This window comes from Aromatoleum sp., from assembly GCF_035254505.1.
Lineage (GTDB): Bacteria > Pseudomonadota > Gammaproteobacteria > Burkholderiales > Rhodocyclaceae > Aromatoleum.
Map to the genome: position 1 here is coordinate 1 of NZ_DATFAO010000074.1, position 21397 is coordinate 21397.

General features: G+C 64.6%; 22 protein-coding genes and 1 tRNA gene. 21 read left to right on the forward strand and 2 right to left on the reverse strand.

Features of this window, described 5'->3' with window-relative positions:
* The 11 genes from VJ673_RS14860 to VJ673_RS14910 all read left to right on the forward strand — a co-directional run.
* Window positions 1–865: thiamine pyrophosphate-dependent enzyme (locus VJ673_RS14860; protein WP_324126913.1), on the forward strand; the 865-nt coding region annotated here is incomplete at its 5' end.
* Between the two features lie 111 nt (window positions 866–976).
* A complete protein-coding gene (locus VJ673_RS14865) occupies window positions 977–1987 on the forward strand; it encodes a YeiH family protein (protein WP_414635660.1) in 1011 nt (336 codons plus the stop codon).
* A gap of 13 nt (window positions 1988–2000) precedes the next feature.
* Window positions 2001–2210, forward strand: a complete 210-nt coding sequence (thiS, locus tag VJ673_RS14870) for a sulfur carrier protein ThiS (protein ID WP_324126915.1) — start codon at window positions 2001–2003, stop codon at window positions 2208–2210.
* Between the two features lie 17 nt (window positions 2211–2227).
* Window positions 2228–3043, forward strand: coding sequence for a thiazole synthase (locus tag VJ673_RS14875; RefSeq protein WP_324126916.1), 816 nt, complete (start codon window positions 2228–2230; stop codon window positions 3041–3043).
* Window positions 3044–3211: 168 nt separating this feature from the next.
* Window positions 3212–3631 carry a nuclear transport factor 2 family protein gene (locus tag VJ673_RS14880; protein ID WP_324126917.1) on the forward strand — a complete coding sequence of 140 codons (420 nt, stop codon included), beginning with the start codon at window positions 3212–3214 and terminating at the stop codon, window positions 3629–3631.
* A 29-nt stretch (window positions 3632–3660) separates the two neighbouring features.
* Window positions 3661–5097, forward strand: coding sequence for an NAD(P)/FAD-dependent oxidoreductase (locus VJ673_RS14885; RefSeq protein ID WP_324126918.1), 1437 nt, complete (start codon window positions 3661–3663; stop codon window positions 5095–5097).
* A gap of 207 nt (window positions 5098–5304) precedes the next feature.
* On the forward strand, window positions 5305–6330 hold the full coding sequence (tauA, locus tag VJ673_RS14890; protein WP_324126919.1) for a taurine ABC transporter substrate-binding protein: 1026 nt from the start codon (window positions 5305–5307) through the stop codon (window positions 6328–6330).
* A 41-nt stretch (window positions 6331–6371) separates the two neighbouring features.
* Entirely contained in the window at window positions 6372–7190 is an 819-nt protein-coding gene (locus VJ673_RS14895) for a taurine ABC transporter ATP-binding protein (RefSeq protein WP_324126920.1), read from the forward strand.
* Window positions 7180–8118: an ABC transporter permease subunit gene (locus VJ673_RS14900; protein WP_324126921.1), complete on the forward strand. Its 939-nt coding sequence runs from the start codon at window positions 7180–7182 to the stop codon at window positions 8116–8118. The genes VJ673_RS14895 and VJ673_RS14900 overlap by 11 nt, the downstream gene beginning before the upstream one ends.
* An 83-nt stretch (window positions 8119–8201) precedes the next feature.
* On the forward strand, window positions 8202–8648 hold the full coding sequence (locus VJ673_RS14905; protein WP_324126922.1) for a sigma factor-like helix-turn-helix DNA-binding protein: 447 nt from the start codon (window positions 8202–8204) through the stop codon (window positions 8646–8648).
* Window positions 8649–8728: 80 nt separating this feature from the next.
* Window positions 8729–10174: a mannose-1-phosphate guanylyltransferase/mannose-6-phosphate isomerase gene (locus tag VJ673_RS14910; RefSeq protein ID WP_324126923.1), complete on the forward strand. Its 1446-nt coding sequence runs from the start codon at window positions 8729–8731 to the stop codon at window positions 10172–10174.
* A 19-nt stretch (window positions 10175–10193) separates the two neighbouring features.
* Here VJ673_RS14910 and VJ673_RS14915 read toward each other — a convergent pair whose 3' ends face one another.
* A complete protein-coding gene (locus VJ673_RS14915; RefSeq protein ID WP_324126924.1) occupies window positions 10194–10991 on the reverse strand; it encodes an outer membrane protein assembly factor BamD in 798 nt (265 codons plus the stop codon).
* Window positions 10992–11004: 13 nt separating this feature from the next.
* On the opposite strand from VJ673_RS14915, the gene rluD reads away from it, so the two are divergent.
* Together rluD and pgeF are read left to right on the forward strand one after the other, a co-directional pair.
* Window positions 11005–11967, forward strand: coding sequence for a 23S rRNA pseudouridine(1911/1915/1917) synthase RluD (gene rluD / locus VJ673_RS14920; protein ID WP_324126925.1), 963 nt, complete (start codon window positions 11005–11007; stop codon window positions 11965–11967).
* A complete protein-coding gene (gene pgeF / locus VJ673_RS14925; protein ID WP_324126926.1) occupies window positions 11964–12701 on the forward strand; it encodes a peptidoglycan editing factor PgeF in 738 nt (245 codons plus the stop codon). The genes rluD and pgeF overlap by 4 nt, the downstream gene beginning before the upstream one ends.
* Window positions 12702–12735: 34 nt before the next feature.
* Here the strand turns inward: pgeF and VJ673_RS14930 are convergent, their stop codons facing one another.
* On the reverse strand, window positions 12736–12960 hold the full coding sequence (locus tag VJ673_RS14930; RefSeq protein ID WP_324126927.1) for a hypothetical protein: 225 nt from the start codon (window positions 12958–12960) through the stop codon (window positions 12736–12738).
* Between the two features lie 123 nt (window positions 12961–13083).
* On the opposite strand from VJ673_RS14930, the gene phaC reads away from it, so the two are divergent.
* The 8 genes from phaC to VJ673_RS14970 all read left to right on the forward strand — a co-directional run bounded on the left by phaC (window position 13084) and on the right by VJ673_RS14970 (window position 21364).
* Window positions 13084–14826: a class I poly(R)-hydroxyalkanoic acid synthase gene (gene phaC, locus VJ673_RS14935; RefSeq protein ID WP_324126928.1), complete on the forward strand. Its 1743-nt coding sequence runs from the start codon at window positions 13084–13086 to the stop codon at window positions 14824–14826.
* 137 nt (window positions 14827–14963) lie between these two features.
* Window positions 14964–15704: an acetoacetyl-CoA reductase gene (gene phbB / locus VJ673_RS14940; protein ID WP_324126929.1), complete on the forward strand. Its 741-nt coding sequence runs from the start codon at window positions 14964–14966 to the stop codon at window positions 15702–15704.
* Window positions 15705–15930: 226 nt separating this feature from the next.
* On the forward strand, window positions 15931–16671 hold the full coding sequence (locus VJ673_RS14945; protein ID WP_324126930.1) for a beta-ketoacyl-ACP reductase: 741 nt from the start codon (window positions 15931–15933) through the stop codon (window positions 16669–16671).
* A gap of 124 nt (window positions 16672–16795) precedes the next feature.
* Window positions 16796–17440, forward strand: coding sequence for a polyhydroxyalkanoate synthesis repressor PhaR (phaR, locus tag VJ673_RS14950; RefSeq protein WP_324126931.1), 645 nt, complete (start codon window positions 16796–16798; stop codon window positions 17438–17440).
* Window positions 17441–17488: 48 nt separating this feature from the next.
* Complete coding sequence (gene rimO, locus VJ673_RS14955; protein ID WP_324126932.1) at window positions 17489–18823, forward strand: 30S ribosomal protein S12 methylthiotransferase RimO; 1335 nt, start codon at window positions 17489–17491, stop codon at window positions 18821–18823.
* An 18-nt stretch (window positions 18824–18841) separates the two neighbouring features.
* Window positions 18842–19786, forward strand: coding sequence for a patatin-like phospholipase family protein (locus VJ673_RS14960; RefSeq protein ID WP_324126933.1), 945 nt, complete (start codon window positions 18842–18844; stop codon window positions 19784–19786).
* 15 nt (window positions 19787–19801) lie between these two features.
* The gene (locus tag VJ673_RS14965) at window positions 19802–21208 is read left to right on the forward strand and encodes an FAD-binding oxidoreductase (RefSeq protein ID WP_324126934.1); all 1407 of its coding nucleotides are present in this window, start codon (window positions 19802–19804) and stop codon (window positions 21206–21208) included.
* 80 nt (window positions 21209–21288) lie between these two features.
* A tRNA-Ala gene (locus tag VJ673_RS14970) sits at window positions 21289–21364 on the forward strand.
* The last annotated feature ends 33 nt before the right edge of the window (window positions 21365–21397 follow it).

The window sequence follows — 21397 nt, forward strand, 5'->3', positions numbered from 1 at the left end:
GCTCGGCCTCGTGAAGAAGATCTCGGTGGGCATCTGCGGCGACGCCAAGGCCGCGGCCATCGCACTGACGCAGCGTCTCGCGAACCGTGCCCTCGAATGCGACGCCACCAAGGCGCAGCGCGCCGAGAAGGTTGCTGCCGAGAAGGCCGCCTGGGAGCGCGAACTCGACGAATGGACCCACGAGCGCGACCCCTTCAGCCTCGACATGATCGAAGAGAACGCCAAGGAAAAGACCTTCAACGGCGGCCATTACCTGCATCCCCGTCAGGTCCTGCGCGAGCTCGAGAAGGCGATGCCGCCCGACGTGATGGTGTCGACCGACATCGGCAACATCAACTCGGTCGCCAACAGCTACCTGCGCTTCGAAAAGCCCCGCAGCTTCTTCGCCGCGATGAGCTTCGGCAACTGCGGCTACGCCTTCCCGACGATCATCGGTGCCAAGGTCGCGGCCCCGCATCGTCCCGCGGTGTCCTACGCCGGCGACGGCGCCTGGGGCATGAGCCTGATGGAGACGATGACCTGCGTGCGCCACAACATCCCGGTGACTGCGGTGGTGTTCCACAACCGTCAGTGGGGCGCCGAGAAGAAGAACCAAGTGGACTTCTACAACCGCCGTTTCGTCGCCGGCGAGCTCGACAACCAGAGCTTCGCCGAGATCGCGCGCGCGATGGGCGCCGAGGGCATCACCGTGGATCGGCTGGAGGACGTGGGCCCGGCATTGAAGCGCGCCATCGACCTGCAGATGAACCACGGCAAGACCTGCATCCTCGAGATCATGTGCACGCGCGAACTGGGCGACCCGTTCCGCCGCGATGCGCTGTCGAAGCCGGTGCGGTTCCTAGACAAGTACAAGGACTACGTGTGATCCCGTAGCCCGGAAAGGCGGGGCGGGCCACAAGCTCGCCTCGCCGCCGCCCGACATCCCCACCGGACCCCGATCCCAATGACCACTCAAACAACATATGCGCCGCCCGCGATGTTCAGCGAGGTGCGCGTGCTGATGCCGGGCTTCATGCTGTGCGCGGTGATCGCCACCGCGGCGACCTTCATCTCCGAACACTACGGCGGGCCACAGTTCCTGTACGCGTTGCTGATGGGCATCGCCTTCCATTTTCTCGCCGACAGCGACAAGTGCATGCCGGGCATCGAAGCCTCGGCGAAGAAGCTCGTACGCTTCGGCGTCGCGCTCCTCGGTGCGCGCATTGTCGCGAGCGACGTCAGTGACCTCGGCCTCGTCGGCGTCGGCGCGCTCATCGGCGCGGTCGTGCTGACGATCAGCTTCGGCGTGCTGTTCGCCCGGGTGCTCGGCCTGCCGCCGATGCTGGGATTGCTCTCCGGCGGCGGCACCGGCATCTGCGGCATCTCGGCGACGCTCGCAATCTCCTCGACCCTGCCGCAGAACCGCGAAACGGAGCGCTACACGCTGCTCACCGCGATCGGCATCGCGATCTTCTCGACCGTTGCGATGGTGCTCTATCCCTTGGTCGTCAAGGCTTTCGGGCTTTCGACGAGCGAAGCGGGCCTCTTCCTCGGCGGCTCCATCCACGACGTCGCCCAGGTCGTCGGTGCCGGCCTGATCATCTCGCCCGAGGTGGGCGACGCCGCGACGCTTGCGAAGATGTTCCGCGTCGCGATGCTGATGCCGGTCGTCGTCGTTCTCGCCCTCGTGTTCCACAGCGAGCGCAAGCGCCAGAATGGCGGCGAGGGCAAGAAGACTCCGATCTTGCCGCTCTTCCTCGTCGCCTTCGCCGGGCTCGCAGCGCTCAACAGCCTGGGCTTCCTGTCGCACGACGTCGTCGAGGCGAGCTCCACGCTGTCGCGCTGGTGTCTCGTGATCTCGATCGCAGCGCTCGGCGTCAAGACCTCGCTCGAAAAGCTCGCCGCGCTCGGCTGGAAGCCCATCGCGCTGATGTCCGGCGAAGCGCTCTTCGTCGCCGGCTACATGCTGCTCGTGGTGTACGCCAGCCGATTGCTCGGCGCGCATTGAGGGGAGGCGGACGATGACTTCGCTGACGATCGAACTCAACGGCGCGGCGCATTCGATGCGCCAGGGCGAAACCCTGCACGACCTGATCGACAGCCTCGACCTGCTCGGCAAGCGCGTCGCGGTCGCGGTCAATCGCGAAGTCGTCCCGTCACCGCGATGGCCCAAGCACATCCTGTTTCCGTCGGACCGCGTCGAGGTCGTCGTCGCGATCGGCGGCGGCTGAAGACAAGAGGAGATGATATGAATCTGCACGACACTCCGGCGGCGCAGCCAGTCGCCGATCCAGGCCTGACGATCGCCGGCAAGACCTACGCGTCGCGCCTCCTGGTCGGCACCGGCAAATACCGCGACTTCGAAGAGACGCGCGCCGCGGTCGATGCGAGCGGCACCGAAATCGTCACCGTTACGATTCGGCGCGTAAACATCGGCCAGCACGCGAACGAACCGAGCCTGCTCGACGCGGTGCCGCCGGACCGCTTCACGATCCTCCCCAACACCGGCGGCTGCTACAACGCGAAGGACGCCGTCTACACGCTGCAGCTCGCCCGCGAACTGCTAGACGGTCACCCGCTGTGCAAGCTCGAAGTGCTCGGCGACGAGAAGACGCTGTTCCCGAACATGCCGGAGACGCTGAAGGCGGCCGAGACGCTGGTGAAGGACGGTTTCCAGGTGATGGTCTATTGCAGCGACGACCCGATCCAGGCCCGCATCCTCGAAGACATCGGCTGCGTCGCAGTGATGCCGCTCGCGAGCCTGATCGGCTCCGGCATGGGCATCCTCAACCCGTGGAACCTGTCGCTGATCATCGAGCAGGCGAGGGTGCCGGTCATCGTCGACGCGGGCGTCGGCACGGCCTCGGATGCCGCGATCGCGATGGAGCTCGGCTGCGACGGTGTGCTGATGAACACCGCGATTGCCGGCGCGCGCGAGCCGATCCGCATGGCACGCGCGATGCGCCTCGCGGTCGAGGCCGGCCGGGAGGCCTTCCTCGCCGGACGCATCCCGCGTCGCTTCGCTGCCTCGCCGTCCTCGCCGATGGCCGGCCGTATCGCCTGAGTCTCAGCAGATTTCGGAGTAAATTCCGAAAAAGAACAAAAAACGTATCGATATTTGAAATTTATTCTTGACAGTCGTAGGACTCAATCCTAATGTAAATCAAGTCTCAAATTTCGGTACATTTGGTTTCGTATTAACTAAAATTCAGATCGCAGGAGACAGATTCCCATGAGCAACCTCGCCGCCACCCCGATCCGCAACGAAGTCACCGCCGACACCCTGAAGGCCTTCGCGGACGCCTGGAACCGCCACGATATCGAAGCGCTAATGAGCTTCATGGCCGACGACTGCGTCTTCCACGCCGTCGCAGGCCCCGAGCTCTTCGGCAAAAGCTTCGTAGGACGCGACGCGGTCCGCGCCGGTTTCGAGCTCGCGTGGCAGACTTTCCCGGATGCCGCCTGGCTCGATGGCGAGCACTTCGTCTGCGGCGACCGCGGCGTGTCGGAATCGACCTTCACCGGCACCAAGGCCGACGGCACCCGCATCGAAGCGCGCATGGTCGACGTCTTCACCTTCCGCGACGGCAAGATCGCCGTCAAGAACGCCTACCGCAAGGACCGTCCCCCGGTCGTCGGCGCAGCTCAGTAAGCATCCCCGGACACATCAGGAGTCGGGACATGGAAGCCATTGCAGAAAAGCGGATCGTAACGAATGAGCGCGCGACCCCCGCCGCGCGCGCCTACGATCCTGCCTACGACCCGCTCGTATCGGCCACGCCGGGGCAGGGCCGCGACTACGCGCCGACCTACTGGATCGGCACCGCCGGCGAGCCGCCCGCCGATGACGGCCCGGTCACGCACGACATCGACGTCGACGTCGCCATCATCGGCTCCGGCTTCACCGGCCTCACTGCGGCGATCTCGCTTGCCGAGAAGCACGGCATCAAGGCGACCGTCCTCGAAGCCAATCGCAGCGCCTGGGGCTGCAGCACGCGCAACGGCGGCCAGGCGCAGTGCGCTTCGGGGCGGCTCAAGCGCTCGCAGTGGATCGAGCGCTACGGCCTCGACACGGCGCTGCGCCTGCACGAGGAAATCTGCGACGCGATGCAGAACTTCAAGGAGATGATCAAGGACATCGACTGCGACCCGCAGCCCGGCGGCCATCTCTACATCGCCCACAAGCCGCGCGTGATGCCCGTGCTGGAAAAGGAAGCGAAGATCCTGCGCGAAGTCTTCAAGTACGACGCGCGCATCCTCGACGCCGACACCGTCAAGCGCGACTACGTCGACGACAAGGAAGCCGCGGGCGCGATGCACGAACCCGAAGGCATCGGCATCCACGCCGGCAAGCTCGCCTTCGGCTACCTGAAGAAGGCGCGCGCGCTGGGCGTCAAGGTCCATCCGGCGAGCCCGGTGATGGGCTGGGAGACGAAGAACGGCGTGCATTACCTCAAGACCCCCGGCGGCATCGTACGCGCCCGCGCGGTGGGCATCGCGACCGGCGGCTACACCTCGAACGGCCTGCACCGCGAGGTGAAGAACCGCCTGCTGCCGATCCTCTCCAACTCCATCGTCACGCGCCCGCTGAGGCAAGCCGAGATCGACGCCTGCAACTTCCGCACGACCCAAGTCATCACCGACACCCGCATCCTGCGCCACTACTACCGCCTGATGCCGGACGGCCGCGTGCAGATCGGCAGCCGCAGCGCCATCACCGGCCAGGACGCGCCGCAGGACAAGTACAAGCAGTTCCTGATCCGCGACCTGCACCGCAAATTCCCGGCGCTCGAAGGCATCCAGATCGACTACTCATGGTGGGGCTGGGTCGACGTCAGCCACGACATGATGCCGCGCATCTACCAGCCTGACCCGAAGCAGACCATCTACTACGCGCTCGGCTACGGCGGCAACGGCGTCATGTACTCCGCCCAGGCCGGCCGGCGCCTCGCCGAAAACATCGCCGGCATCCGCACGCCGGAACTGCCCATCTTCCGCTCGAAGCTCCCCTTCCCGAACGTGCGCGAGATGGTCGAATCGGAGGCCTTCGCCCCGTTCCGGCGCTTCGGCCAGTGGTGGTTGTACCGCTGGTACGCCTTCAAGGACGAAGTCCTCTAAGCCCGCCGGACTTCCGACCCCGGTTTCCTACATCAAGCCCGTGGTGGCGCGGATTCCCGCGTCGCCAGGGCCCGGTCCAACCACGTCTTGCAGTTCCAGGGAGGTGCCTAGCGCATACCGAAGTTCGCATGCAGCAAGGTCGTTGCGATTGACGACGCCACCACAGAGCGTTCGCGACGGCCTCAGATCAAAACAGAGGAGACAGCCATGAAAAGCATCAAGCACTTCGTAGGACGCATCGTAGGAACGGTAGCCGTAGGCGCGTTGCTGAGCGGTAGCGCCTTGGCCGAACAGAAGGAAGTCACCATCGCCTACCAGCAGATCGTTGGTCCGCTGCTCGTTGCGATGGCCGACGGCAGTGTCGAGAAGGCGACCGGCTACAAGGTCAAGTGGCGGCAGTTCGAATCCGGCGCGAAAGTCGCTACCGCGATGACCTCCGGCGACGTACAGCTCGGCGTGATCGGCTCCAGCCCGATGACAGCCGCCGTCAGCCGCGACGTCGACATCCAGCTCTTCTGGATCCTCGACGACATCAACGAAGCCGAAGCCCTCGTCGTACGCAATGGTTCGGGCATCGACAAGCCGCAGGACCTCAAGGGCAAGAAGATCGGCACCCCCTTCGTCTCCACCACCCACTTCCACACGATGTACGCCCTCGAACAGTGGGGCCTCAAGCCCTCCGAGGTGCAGGTGCTCAACATGCAGCCCAACCAGATCGCTGCCGCCTGGGAACGCGGCGACATCGACGCCGCCTACGTCTGGGATCCCGCGCTGGCGCGCATCAAGCAGTCCGGCAAGGTCTTGATCACCTCCGGCGAACTGAGCAAGAAAGGCAAGGCCACTTTCGACGGCATGGCCGCCAACCGCGCCTGGGCCGAGGCCAACCCCGAGTTCATGGCGAAGTTCGTGAAAGCCATCGCCAACGCCGACGCCTCCTACCGCAACAACCCGCAAGCCTGGGGCGCCGACTCCCCGCAGGTCAAGGCCATCGTCAAGGCCATCGGCGGCGACGCCAACGAAGCGGCTGCGGCCCTCAAGCTCTACCGTTACCCCTCGCTCGAAGAGCAGGCCTCCAGCGCCTGGCTCGGCGGCGGCCAGCAGGGCGGCGTCGGCAAGGCGCTCAAGGCGACCGCCGAATTCCTCAAGGACCAGAAGCGCATCGACACGCTCTCGCCCGACTACGGCAAGTACGTGACGCCGAAGTACGTCGAAGCCGCCCTCAAGCTGAACTGATCCAGCCGCCCCCGCCCCACAGAGCACACAGGAGCAATCCCATGGATACCCTCCACATCCAGGGCGTCAGCGTGGTCTACCCGGGGCATCGCCCCGGGGAACAGGTACATGCGCTCGACGACATCAACCTCTCGATCAACAGCGGCGATTTCGTCGTCGCCCTCGGCGCCTCCGGCTGCGGCAAGACCACGCTGCTGAGCCTGATGGCCGGTTTCATCTCGCCGTCCTCCGGTCAGATCCAGCTCGGCGGCCGTCGCGTACAAGGCCCCGGCTCCGACCGCGGCGTCGTGTTCCAGAAGCACGCGCTGCTGCCCTGGCTCAACGTCATGGAGAACACCGAGTTCGGCCTCAAGCTGCAAGGCGTGCCCAAGCAGGAACGCCGCGAACGCGCTGCGCGCAACCTCAAGCTCGTCGGCCTGCAGGACTTCCACCAGCACATGATCTACCAGCTCTCCGGCGGCATGCAGCAACGCGTCGGCATCGCCCGCGCGCTCACCTGCAATCCCTCGATGCTGCTGATGGACGAGCCGATGGCGGCGCTCGACGCGCTGACCCGCGAAACCATCCAGGAGCTGCTGCTCGACGTGTGGCAGAAGACCAACAAGATGTTCTTCTTCATCACGCACAGCGTCGAAGAAGCGCTCTTCCTCGCCAGCCGCCTGATCGTGATGTCGCCGCGCCCGGGACGCATCACCCACACCTATGAGCTCGACTTCAATCGCCGCTTCCTCGAATCCCGCGACGCGCGCGCGGTGAAATCGAGTCCCGACTTCATCAAGATGCGCGAGAAGGTGCTCGGCATCATCTACGGCGACGAACGCGGCAACGCCGCGGAAGAGGAGGTGGCCCATGCTGCGTAATTCGAAGAACGCGACCCGGCTCGCACCGTCGGCCGGGCAGGGGGGCGCGATCGCCATGCACATCCCGAACGAGGCCGCCGATTCTGCCACCCCCGCCGGCTTGCTTTCCCGGCTCTTCGCGACCCGCTCGGTCAAGCCCGGCCAAGCCTTCGGCGCACCGGGGCAGGGCAGCAGCTCGATGATCAGCACCGTCACGATCGCCGCGCTGCTCGGCGTGTGGTTCCTCGTAACCCAGGCCGGGTGGGTCAAGCCGCTCTTCCTGCCGTCGCCCGGGGCCGTCATCGACAAGTTCGTCGCCGTCTCGACCGAAGGCTTCGCCGGCGCGACGCTGCTCGAACATGCGCTGACGAGCCTCGCCCGCGTGATGGGCGCCTTCCTGCTCGCGTGCGTGACTGCGATCCCGATCGGCGTGCTGATGGGCGTCAACCGTGTCGCCCGCGGCGTCTTCGATCCCCCGATCGAGCTCTACCGCCCGCTGCCGCCGCTCGCCTACTTGCCGATGGTCATCATCTGGTTCGGCATCGGCGAATTCTCGAAGGTCTACCTGATCTTCCTCGCGATCTTCGCGCCGATGGCCATCGCCGCCCGCTCCGGTGTGCGCTCGGTGTCACTGGAGCAGATCCACGCCGCCTACTCGATGGGTGCCTCCCGCACGCAGGTGATCTTCCACGTGATCCTGAAGGCCGCGATCCCCGAGGTCTTCACCGGCATGCGCATCGGCATCGGCGTCGGCTGGTCGACGCTGGTCGCGGGCGAAATGGTCGCCTCGACCAAGGGCCTCGGCTTCATGGTCCTCAACGCCGCCGAGTTCCTCGCGAGCGACATCGTGATCATGGGCATCCTCGTCATCGGACTCTTCGCTTTCGCCTTCGACGTGCTGATGCGCTACGTCGAGCGCCTGATGGTGCCCTGGAAAGGCAAGGTGTAAGGGTCCTTGCGGGCCCGTGTCGCAGCCACGCGACGCGGGTCCGCTGTCGCCATCCGATTCGACCTAAAAGCCGCAACAGCCGGATGCCAGCCCTCCAAGACCAGCGAGACCGACTCCTGGCCGTGATCCCCAGCCTGCGACGCTACGCGCGCGCCCTCGTCGGCGAGCGATCGCTGGCAGACCGGCTGGTGCGCGACACGCTCGAACACGCCTGTTGCACCGCCACTCAGACCCACTGTCGGCGGGACGTCCGTCCCTGTCTTCTCGGCATCCTGCACCGGCGCTACCTGCAAGGTGGCGATCGTGCGGCGCCGTCCGTCGTCCCTGCGAACACCCTCGACTTCGCGCTCCAGGCCTTGCCCGGTCCACAGCGTGTGATCCTGCTGCTCGTCGTCCTCGAACGCATGAGCTGCGAAGAAGTTGCGAGACTGACTGGCCTGGGCCCCGCCACTGTCGCCGCTACGCTGTCGGCAGGTCGCGACAAACTTCGCACACAGTTGGATACGGCTGCCCTCGCGCTGCTCCCGTAGGCTATCGTTCGAAAAAGGGTGTCCGTTGCGCGGATACCCAATATGATTGCCACCCATCCCGAATGCCGAGGAAGCAAAGCATGCAGCTCCACCCCGTGATCCTATCCGGCGGTTCCGGAACGCGGCTATGGCCGCTGTCCCGCGAGCAGTATCCCAAGCAGTTGCTCGCCCTGACCGGCGACGAAACGATGCTGCAGCAGACGGCCACGCGCCTCGCCGGCTTCAGCGGCGTCTTGCCGACCGCAGCCGAATCCATCGTCGTCTGCAACGAGGAATACCGCTTCATCACCGCCGAGCAGATGCGCGCCGCCGGTTGTCCCTCGCATCACATCATCCTGGAGCCTGTCGGCCGCAACACCGCGCCAGCCCTGACGCTCGCCGCCTTGACCGTCAAGCGCGAGCATGGCGACGGCGTACTGCTCGTGATGCCCGCCGACCACGTCATCCGCGACCTCCCGGCCTTCCAGCGCGCCGTCGCGCTCGGGCTCGACGCCGCCCTATCCGGCGCGATGGTGACTTTCGGCATCATCCCCGAGCGCCCCGAAACCGGCTACGGCTACATCCGCGTCGGCGACGAAACAGCCCCCGGTATGCACGAGGTCTCGGCCTTCGTCGAAAAACCCGATGCCGACACTGCCGCGGGCTATCTCGCGAGCGGGCGCTATCTCTGGAACAGCGGCCTGTTCATGGTCCGTTCTGACGTCTGGCTGAAGGCCATCGGCTACTTCAATCCCGCGATGCTCGCGGCCTGCTCCGCCGGCATCGACGCCGAAACACGCGACGCCGACTTCGTCCGCGTGGGCCGCGAAGCCTTCGAAGCTTGTCCATCGGATTCGATCGACTACGCCGTGATGGAGCGCCTCGCACAAACGCCGGAGCTCGGCATTCCGCCGCGCGTCGTGCAGATGTCCGTCGGCTGGTCCGACGTCGGAGCCTGGGATGCGCTATGGGCGCTCGCCGACCGCGACGAAGCGGGCAACTGCGCGCGCGGCGATGTCCTGCTCGAAGCCACTCGCGACACGCTGGTGCACGCCACGAGTCGCATGGTCGCCTGCCTCGGTGTCGAGGACCTGGTCGTCGTCGAAACGGCCGACGCCGTGATGGTTGCGCGCAAGGCCAACACGCAGGACGTGAAAAAGATCGTCGCTCGCCTCAAGGCGGAGCAGCGTCCGCAGGCACTCGCCCACCGCAAGATCCACCGCCCCTGGGGCTGCTACGATTCCATCGACAGCGGGGGACGCTTCCAGGTCAAGCGCATCGAGGTGAAGCCTGGCGCGTCGCTCAGTCTCCAGATGCACCATCATCGAGCCGAGCACTGGATCGTCGTGCGCGGCACGGCGAAGGTCACGCGCGGTGACGAAACCTTCCTGCTCAGCGAGAACCAGTCGACCTACATTCCGCTCGGCGTCACGCACCGCCTCGAAAATCCCGGCAAGCTCACCCTCGAAATCATCGAGGTGCAATCAGGGAGCTACCTCGGCGAAGACGACATCGTCCGCTTCGAGGATACCTACGGCCGCCACTGAAGGGCGGCCGGGGAGGGGATTACCAGAGCTGCCACCACGGGCGGTCGACCTTCGGGCCGTCCGCCATGTACACGCTGTTCGGGAAATTCTTCTGCAGCACCCGTTCCGCGTCCTTGCGCAGATCGGTCATGCCGAGCGCGTCGTAGCTCTTCACCAGCACCACCAGCGCCTCTTCGATCGCCGGCGCCTGCGGGTAGGTCTTCAGCGCCGCCTGGGAGCGGTTGATCGCCGCCACGTAGGCGCCGCGGCGGTAGTAGTAACGCGCAACGTGCACCTCGTGCTGCGCCAGCGCGTTGACGAGGTATTGCATGCGCATGCGGGCGTCGTCGGCGTACTTGCTGTCCGGGAAGCGCGTCACCAACTGGCTGAACGTGTCGAACGACTCCTGCGCCGCCTTCGGGTCGCGCTCGGACAGATCCTGGTTCGACAACCCGGCGAGCAGGCCCAGATCCTCATTGAAGGTGGCCAGCCCCTTCAGGTAATACACGTAGTCGACGTTCGGATGGTTCGGATGCAGCTTGATGAAGCGATCCGCGGCCGCAATCGCCAGCGCCGGCTCGCTCGACTTGTACTGCGCGTAGGCCGTCTCGATCTGCGCCTGCTGTGCGAAACGCCCGTACGGATAGCGCGCCTCAAGCTTCTCGTAGAGCTTGATCGCCTGGTCGTAATACCCGTCGGTCATGAATTGCTTGGCTTCGGTGTAAAGCCGCTGCGCGCTCCAACCCGCCGTCTCATCGACCTGTTCGGGCAGCAGGCCGCAGCCGCCAAGCAGCAACGCGCCGATAACCGCTAAACTTCGAAGGGTGAACCTAGCCATCGAAAACACTCGCGTGAATGAACCGGACGATTATAGCCCACAGGACGAGCCCGCTTTGTACCACCAGCTGACGATTCCGGCCGAATGCGCCGGACTGCGTCTCGACCAGGCGCTCGCCCAGCTCTTCCCCGCGCACTCGCGAAGCCGTCTGCAAGGCTGGCTTAAGGCCGGCCGGGTACTGCTCAACGGCGGCCAGCACGACGCGAAGCTCAAGGTCTGGGGCGGCGAGACGCTCGAAGTCAGCGCGCTGCCCACCCCCGAAGAGGTCGCCGAAGCGCCTGAAGACATCCCGCTCGACGTCGTCTTCGAGGACGACACGCTGCTCGTGATCAACAAGCCCGTTGGCCTCGTCGTCCATCCGGGCAGCGGCAACTGGAGCGGGACGCTGCTCAACGCACTGCTGCACCACGCGCCGGCCGTCTCGTCAGTCCCGCGTGCCGGCATCGTGCATCGTCTCGACAAGGACACCAGCGGACTGCTCGTCGTCGCCAAGACCCTCGAAGCCCAGACCGACCTCGTCCGCCAGTTGCAGGCCCGCAGCGTCAAGCGCCACTACCTCGCGCTCGTGCATCGGCTCATCACCGGCCCGGGTATCGTCGACGAACCCATCGGGCGCCACCCGACCCACCGTACCCGCATGGCCGTCGTGCAATCCGGCCGCCCGGCCGTCACGCGCTACTTCATCCGCGAGCAGTTCGCGCGCTCGACGCTCGTCGAATGCCAGCTCGAGACCGGGCGCACGCACCAGATCCGCGTGCACATGGCCCACATCGGCCATCCACTCGTCGGCGATGCGACCTACGGTCTGCGCCGTTGCGGCAACCCCATCCTCGACGGCTTCCCGCGCCAGGCGCTGCACGCCTATCGTCTCGGCCTGATCCATCCCTCCACCGGCGACGAGATGTCCTGGCAGGCGGATCTTCCGACCGATTTCGCTGATCTGATCGCAATGCTCAGACAAGAGGTATCGCGATGAGCCCCGACTGGATCCAACCCGACTGGCCGGCCCCGTCGAACGTGCGCGCCTTCGTCACGACGCGCCACGGCGGCGTGAGTTCCGGCCCCTACGCCAGCATGAACCTCGGCACCCACGTCGGCGACTCGCCGGCGGCGGTGGCGCAGAACCGGTGGCTGCTGCGCAGCTGCCTCCCTGCCGAGCCGCTGTGGCTCGATCAGGTTCACGGCATCGGGGTCGCGGACGCCGACGCAGCGGCGGACGGCGCCCCGAAGGCTGACGCCTCGATCGCGACCCGGCCTTCCGCCGTCTGCGCGATCATGACGGCCGACTGTCTTCCGGTGCTCTTCTGTGACGACATGGGTACCGTCGTCGCTGCCGCGCACGCCGGCTGGCGGGGGCTTGCCGCAGGTGTCCTCGACGCGGCCGTCGCACGCATGGCGGTCACGCCAGCTCGGATCCTGGCTTGGATGGGGCCTGCGATCGGCCCCGACGCTTTCGAAGTCGGCGACGAAGTGCGCGAGGCCTTCTGCGCCGGCAACCCGGCTGCAGCCGACGCGTTCCGCCCCGCCGCGCAACGCGGCAAGTGGATGGCCGACCTCTTCCTCCTCGCCCGCCTCCGTCTCGCCACGCTTGGCGTGACCCGCATCTTCGGTGGCGGCGAATGCACGTGGTCCGACCCGCTGCGCTACTTCTCCTACCGCCGCGACGGCGTCACCGGTCGCATGGCTTCTCTCGTCTGGCTTGCCGACTGAATTACCTGATTCGGGAATATCTACCCGTTATTCACTATTGCTTGTCATTGGAATCGGTTCTATCTTTTGCCCCTGTATCCTCTTCGGATGCTCGTCGGCGAGCACTCCGATGACGGGCGGGCGTGCCGGTCAGCCACAGGAACAGGGCGAGCGGCGCGATTCCCCAGAATACGAACGTGAGAATTCCGCCGATGATGGTGGTATCGGATGCGGCCACCATCACGGCAACGTATAACCAGGCAATTGCGACAATGTACATGGGGTGCGATTTTAACCGCGCAAATTTGGCTCGGCACAGCAGTCTGCCGATGGCAAGATAACGGTCGAAAGAACCAATGCGCGGAGCACGGCTTGCTCCGAAGTCTCGCCCCAGGAGTAGTTGATGTCCGAATCAGACAACAAGCAGCCGACAGCTGCGTTTCAGGCAATGCTTCAATTCGGCCAGACGATGGCCCAGAACTTCTTCGAAGGGGTCGCTCGCCAGCACGCAGCGATTCAGGACACCAGCGGCGCGGCCGCCGCCAGCGTGCCCCTACCCGAAACCGAAGCCTTCGCACGCCTGCAAAATTCATTTGCCGAGCGGCACATGACGCTCTGGAACACGCTGCTGCAGCGAAAACCCGGTGAAACCAGCGACCCGGTGATCAAGGCCGAGGTCGGCGACCGTCGCTTTAGTTCCGTCGAATGGGGTACGAGTCCGGTCTTCGACTACGTACGTCAGGCCTACCTGGTCAACGCCGACTTCCTCAAGCGCGTCGCCGAAGAGCTGCCCATGGCCGACGGCCGCGCCAAATCCCGCGTGCAGTTCCTGACGCGGCAATACATCGACGCGCTCGCCCCCTCGAACTTCGCCGCGACCAATCCCGAGTTCATCAAGGCCGCGCTCGAGTCCAAGGGCGAGAGCATCTCCCGCGGCCTCGAAAACCTACTTGCCGACCTCGAAAAGGGTCGCATCTCGATGACCGACGACGCGGCCTTCGAAGTCGGCCGCAATCTCGCGCTGACGCCGGGTTCGGTGATCTACGAAAACGAGCTGATGCAGCTCATCCAGTACGCGCCGCTGACCGACAAGGTCGCGCAGACCCCGCTGCTGATCGTGCCGCCCTGCATCAACAAGTTCTACATCATGGATCTCCAGCCGGAGAACTCCCTGGTGCGCTTTGTCGTCGAGAAGGGCTACACGGTCTTTCTCGTCTCCTGGAAGAACCCGAAGGCCGACGAGGCTACCTTCACGTGGGATGACTACATCGACAAGGGCGCGCTGACCGCGCTCGAAGTCGTCCGCGCCGTCACGCGCGTCAAGAAGCCGAACGTGCTGGGTTTCTGCGTCGGCGGCACCATCCTCACCTCCGCCCTCGCCGTGGCGAGGGCGCGCGGCGAGGACCCGGTGTCGAGCGTGACGCTGATGACCACCTTGCTCGACTTCGCCGATGCCGGCGAACTCGCCTGCCTCGTCGACGAGGCGAGCGTCGCGGCACGCGAAGCGGCGATCGGCAAGGGCGGTCTGATGCCCGGACAGGAGCTCGCAAACGTTTTCTCCGCCCTACGCGCCAACGACCTCGTGTGGCAGTACGTCGTCGGCAACTACCTCAAGGGCAACAAGCCGCAGGCCTTCGACCTGCTGTACTGGAATTCGGATAGCACCAACCTCGCAGGGCCCTTCCTGACGTGGTATTTGCGCAACATGTATCTCGAGAACAATCTGCGCGTGCCGGGCAAACTCAAGATGCTCGGCGTGAAGGTGGATCTCGGCAAGGTCAATGCGCCCGCGTATTTGCTGGCGACGCGCGAAGACCACATCGTGCCGTGGAAGGGGGCCTACCTGTCGCGCGGCCTGCTCGGCGGCGACACGACTTTCGTTCTCGGTGCGAGCGGTCACATCGCAGGTGCGATCAATCCCGCATCCAAGAACCGGCGCAGCTACTGGGTGAGCGACGCGAAGGCTGCGGACCCCGATGAATGGCTCGATAGCGCCGTGGAGAACAAGGGCAGCTGGTGGCTGCACTGGAGCGAGTGGCTGACGCAGTTCGGCGGCAAGCAGGTCGCGGCGCGCGGCCGGCTCGGCAATGCCAAGTTCGCGCCGATCGAACCGGCCCCGGGGCGCTACGTGAAAGAGAAAGCCTGAAACAACCTCGCTCTCGCCCGACGGAGAGAATAGGGAACAATAAGCAACAAGAATCTACCAGCGGCAGCGGACACGGGGGGCGCTGCCGGTATTGCTGGAAACCCTTCGAGAGACGAAATCACGGGAGAGGAAATAGCATGGCACGAGTTGCGCTTGTGACGGGAGGTATGGGTGGTCTGGGCGAAGCAATCTGCATCAAGCTGTCGGCGCTGGGATACCGCGTCGTTACCACCCATTCGCCGGGCAACAACAAGGCAGCCGAATGGCTGCAGACCATGAACAACATGGGGTATGGGTTCAAGGCCTATCCTTGTGACGTGTCGGATTTCGATGCGGCCAGGGCATGTGTCGAGACCGTGACGAATGAAGTCGGGCCGATCGACGTCCTGGTCAATAACGCCGGTATCACGCGCGACATGACCTTCAAGAAGATGACCAAGGCGGACTGGGACGCCGTCATCAGCACCAACCTCGACAGCGTCTTCAACATGACCAAGCAGGTCATGGACGGCATGGTCGAGCGCAAGTGGGGACGCGTCATCAACGTCTCGTCGGTGAACGGCCAGAAGGGCGCCTTCGGCCAGACCAACTACTCCGCGGCCAAGGCCGGCATGCACGGCTTTACCAAAGCCCTCGCGCTGGAAGTTGCACGCTCGGGCGTCACGGTGAACACCATTTCCCCGGGTTACATCGGCACTAAAATGGTCATGGCGATTCCGCAGGAAATCCTCGAATCCAAGATCCTGCCGCAGATCCCGGTCTCGCGCCTCGGCAAGCCGGAAGAGATCGCCGGACTGGTGGCCTACCTCGCATCGGAAGAAGCGGCCTTCGTGACGGGCGCCAACATCTCGATCAACGGCGGCCAGCACATGTTCTGATCCAGGTTCGCCTGCATCTGCGAGCGGCGCGTTCCCGATCTGGGGCGCGCCGTTTTTCTTTCAGGCCCGTCTTTTGCAGTGCAGCACGTGCGCTGAAAAGTGCCTATAATCCCTGAACTTTGCGGTAATGCGTTGCCGCATGGTTGCCAGGGGGAGGCACGCGGCGAAATCACGAGGGTGAGACTGATCGTGCTTCCTCATCCCGAATCTGCAAGAGGATTGCACTATGAGTCAGAAAGTCGCACTCGTTACCGGCGCAATGGGTGGTTTGGGCACCGCGATCTGTCAATCGCTGGCCCAGGATGGCCTGAAGGTCGTCGCCAACTGTCTGCCCGGTTTTCCTCAGAAGGACGAGTGGCTCGCCAAACAGAAGGAACTCGGATTCGACTTCATCGCCGCTGAAGGTGATGTGTCCGATTACGAGTCCTGCAAGGCCATGGTTGCCAAGATCGAAGCCGAAGTCGGCCCGATCGAGATCCTGGTGAACAACGCCGGCATCACGCGTGACAAGTTCTTCCCGAAGATGGAGAAGAGCCAATGGGATGCGGTGATCAACACCAACCTCAACAGCCTGTTCAACGTCACCCATCACGTGTCGCCGAAGATGGCCGAACGCGGCTGGGGGCGCATCATCAACATTTCGTCGGTTAATGGCGTCAAGGGTCAGGCCGGTCAGACCAACTACTCGACCGCCAAGGCGGGGGTACTGGGCTTCACCAAGGCGCTGGCTGCCGAACTCGCGACCAAGGGCGTGACCGTGAACGCCATCGCCCCGGGCTACATCGGTACCGAAATGGTCATGGCGATCCGCGACGACATCCGCCAAGGCATCATCGACACCGTGCCGATGAAGCGTCTGGGCAAGCCCGAAGAAATCGGCGCCCTCTGCTCCTATCTCTCCTCCGAACTGGCCGGCTACGTCACCGGCGCCACCATCAACATCAACGGTGGCCTCCACATGTGCTGATGCGCAAAACGCGCGCGGCCCGTGGTTGCTGGACCCCGCCCGACGGCGGGGTTTTTATTTCCGCAGCGCGGTATAATTTTCATACATGCAGAGCGGAATCCACCGCCGCCGAGGAGAGGTAGTGATGGCTGATCAGGCACGTCTTATCAAGAAGTATCCCAACCGTCGTCTTTACGACACCCGCACGAGTTCCTACATCACGCTCGCCGATGTCAAGGAGTTGGTGTTGAGCCGCGAGGAATTCCAGGTCGTTGACGCGAAGACCGGTGAGGACCTGACCCGCAGCATCCTGCTTCAGATCATCCTCGAGGAGGAAGCCGGCGGCGCCCCGATGTTCACCAGCGATCTGCTGGCCCACATGATCCGTTTCTATGGCAATGCCACGCAGGGCATGATGGGCAAGTACCTTGAAAACAACATCAAGGCATTCACCGAGATGCAGGCCAAGCTGCAGGAGCAGTCGAAGGCCATTTACGGCGAAAACAGCACGATCAGCCACGACCTCTGGGCCCAGTTCCTGAATTTTCAGGGGCCCGCGCTGCAGAGCGTGATGGGCACCTACGTCGACCAGAGCAAGAAAATGTTCTCGCAGATGCAGGAGCAGATCGAGAACCAGACGCGTAACATGTTCACCGGCTTCCAGTTCCCCAACTACAGCCCCGGCGCCCGCGAACCTCAGGGTGGCGGCACGTCGTCCTCTTCGGGTCAGGCCACGGAGAAGGGCGATACAGCTTCGACGACCAAGGCTGGTCGTTCCAACCAGAAATAAGACGGCGCGCGGGCCTGACCGGGCGCCGCGCGTATCGCAATAGAGAGCATGACCCCGACGAAAAAACTCGACGTGCCGCGTGTCGGCTTCGTATCCCTTGGCTGTCCGAAGGCGACGGTCGATTCCGAACACATCCTGACGCGCCTGCGCGCCGAGGGCTACGAGATTTCCGGCAGCTACGACGACGCCGACCTCGTGGTCGTCAATACTTGCGGCTTCATCGATGCCGCGGTCGAAGAGTCGCTTGACGCAATCGGAGAAGCGCTCACCGAGAACGGCAAGGTGATCGTCACCGGTTGCCTCGGTGCGAAGGATGACGTCGTCCTCGCCGCGCATCCTCAGGTGCTCGCGGTCACCGGTCCGCACGCGACCGATGCCGTCATGAAGGCCGTGCATCAGCACCTGCCCAAGCCGCACGACCCGTTCACCGACCTTGTGCCGCCGCAGGGCATCCGGCTGACGCCGGGCCACTACGCGTATCTCAAGATTTCCGAGGGCTGCAATCACCGCTGCACCTTCTGCATCATTCCGTCGATGCGCGGCGACCTCGTCTCGCGTCCGATCCACGAAGTGATGCGCGAGGCCGAGGCGCTGGTCGACTCCGGCGTGAAGGAACTACTGATCGTCTCGCAGGACACCAGCGCCTACGGCGTCGATACCAAGTACCGGACTGGCTTCTGGAACGGCCGCCCGCTCAAGACGTGCCTGTACGATCTGGCCAAGGCGCTGGGCGAGCTCGGCGTCTGGGTGCGGATGCACTACGTGTATCCCTACCCGAGCGTCGACGAGCTGATCCCGCTGATGGCCGAAGGCAAGATCTTGCCTTACCTCGACGTCCCCTTCCAGCACGCCAGTCCCCGCATCCTCAAGGCGATGAAGCGGCCCGCCAATGCTGAAAACGTGCTCGAACGCGTCCGCAAATGGCGCAGCATCTGCCCGGACCTCACGATCCGCTCGACCTTCATCACCGGTTTCCCCGGCGAGACGGATGAAGATTTCGAGATGCTGCTCAACTTCCTCGAAGAGGCCCAACTCGATCGCGTCGGCGCTTTCGCGTACTCGCCGGTTGAGGGGGCGGAAGCCAATCAGCTCGCCGATCCCGTTCCGGATGAGGTCCGCGAAGAGCGCCGCTTGCGTCTGATGGAGTTCCAGGAAGACATCTCGACGCAGCGACTCGAGCGCTGGATCGATCGCGAGGTGACGGTGCTCGTCGACGAAATCGACGAAGAAGGCGCTATCGCCCGTTCGCCTGGCGATGCCCCGGAAATCGACGGCCTGGTCATCATCCCCAACGGCGAGCACCTCGAACCCGGAGAGTTCGCCCGCGTCCGGATCACGGATTGCGACGTCCACGACCTCTACGCCGAGCCGATCACTTCATGAGCCGCCTCATCGTCTGACATGTTCGAGTCAGTCCCGCACCCGCCCGCCACGACAGGCCCGACGATCGGCCTCGCCTTGGGGAGCGGCGCAGCGCGGGGCTGGGCTCATCTGGGCGTCCTGCGCGTGCTTGCTCAGGAAGGAATCGAGCCGCACGTGATCTGCGGCGCCTCGGTGGGCGCCTTCGTCGGCGCCGCGCTCGCTTCCGGCGATCTGGCCAAGCTCACCGACTGGGCCGAATCCCTGAAATGGAAGGATGTCGTCTCCCTTCTCGACGTCAGCCTGCGCGGTGGGCTGATCAAGGGCCAGAAGCTCATCCGCTTCTTCGAGCGCAACTTCGTCGCCCGCGAATTCTCAGAACTCCACCGTCGGTTCGCCTGTGTTGCGACTGAGCTGGAAACGGGGCGCGAGCTCTGGCTGCGCGAAGGGAGCGTGGCCGCGGCGGTGCGCGCCTCGATCGCAATGCCTGGCTTGCTGACACCCGTCATCCGGCACGGCCGCGTCCTGGTCGACGGCGGACTCGTCAACCCGGTGCCCGTGTCGCTCTGTCGGGCGATGGGCGCCGATCTCGTAATTGCAGTCGATCTCGGGTCCGATCTCGTCGGGAAGGCCGTCCGGCCGGCTGCCGAGCCGGAAAGCGAGGCTGGGTGGACCGACCGCGTCCTCGCGCGTTTCGGGCGCACCGTCACCGGCGGCAACGGTGGTGAGCCGAAGCCCACGCGCCCTGCGCCGGATGTAGCCGATGCACCGTCGTTGATCACCGTTCTCGCCTCGAGCATCAGCATCATGCAAGTGCGTATTGCGCGCAGTCGTCTGGCGGGAGAGCCTGCCGAAGTGCTGATCGCGCCGCGCCTCGGCCATCTCGGCCCTCTCGACTTCCACCGCGCGCGTGAAGCCATCGCCGAAGGCGAAGCCGCTGCGACGCATATGCTTCCCGCCTTGCGCTACGCCCTGAAGCAGTACTGAAACGGTTCGCGAGACATGACTGAATACATTCAGGCGCTGATCGACGCTGTGGGAGAGCCGCAGGTCTTGACCGGGGCCGACGCGATGAGCCCCTATCTGAACGACTGGCGGGGCCGCTACCGGGGCAACGCCGTCGCCGTGGTGCGTCCCGCCGACGTGGACGAAGTTGCCGCAGTCGTGCGCACCAGCGTGGCGTCCGGCGTCGCGATCGTCCCGCAGGGCGGCAACACAGGCCTCTGCGGCGGCGCGACCCCGCTCGAGGATGGCCAGTCCGTCGTGCTCAGCCTGTCGCGCATGAATCGGATTCGAGGCGTCGATGCGGCCAACAATGCGCTTGTCGCCGAAGCCGGCTGCACCTTGGCCACCGTGCAGCAAGCCGCTGCCGACGTGAATCGCCTCTTCCCCCTGTCGCTCGCGTCCGAGGGGAGCTGCCAGGTCGGCGGCAATATCTCGACCAATGCCGGCGGCGTTCATGTGCTGAGATACGGCAACATGCGCGACCTCGTGCTGGGGCTCGAGGTCGTGCTGCCCGACGGGCGCATTTGGCAAGGCTTGCGCGGCCTGCGCAAGGACAATACGGGCTACGACCTCAAGCAGCTCTTTGTCGGGGCCGAAGGAACACTCGGTATCGTCACCGCAGCCTGCCTGAAGCTATTTCCCCGTCCCCGGGCGCGCGCCGTCGCCTGGGCGGCCGTTGCAGACGCCGAACGCGCAATTTCTCTGCTCGGATTTCTGCGCGACCATTGCGGCGATCGAATCAACGCCTTCGAGATCGTCGGTCGCCCGGCGCTGGAGCTCGTGCTGGAGCACATTCCGGGCGCCCGCGCGCCCTTGAGCGGGGCAGGGGAGTGGTCCGTCCTGATGGAGCTGGCGGACTTCGTCGGCGCGACTGAAGTGCGCCAACTGATGGAACAGGCCCTGAGCGCGGCAACCGAGGCGGGTCTTATCGACGATGCCGTCCTGGCGGCCTCGGAAGCCCAGGAGAACGCCCTGTGGGCGTTGCGCGAGAACATCTCCGAGGCTCAGAAGGTGGAAGGCGTCAGCATCAAGCACGACGTGTCCGTGCCCGTAAGTGCCATTCCCGAATTCCTCTCACAGGCGCGTGCAGCCTTGGCGGCGCGGTGGCCGGATATCAGGATCGTCACATTCGGCCACATTGGGGACGGGAACTTGCACTACAACCTTTCGAAACCGGACGCCCTGGATAACAAGGCGTTCATCGCTCGGACAGGGGAAGTGAATCGAGTCGTGCATGACCTCGTCGCCGAACTGGGCGGATCGATTTCGGCGGAGCACGGTCTGGGGCAGTTGAAGCGTGTCGAAAACGTCCGCTACAAGTCGGAGGTGGAGCTGGATCTGATGCGGGCCGTGAAGTCGGTTCTCGATCCACACGGTTTGATGAACCCGGGAAAAGTCCTGTAATCGCGAAAAATTGCTCCCGATGAAAGAAAGGGGTTTACAGGGTCCGTGGGGCGCCCTATAATGCGCGCTCTTTCGACGTCGGGGGTATAGCTCAGCTGGGAGAGCGCTTGCATGGCATGCAAGAGGTCAGCGGTTCGATCCCGCTTACCTCCACCAGACGAGAAAGAAGTTTAGTCCGGTCCCCATCGT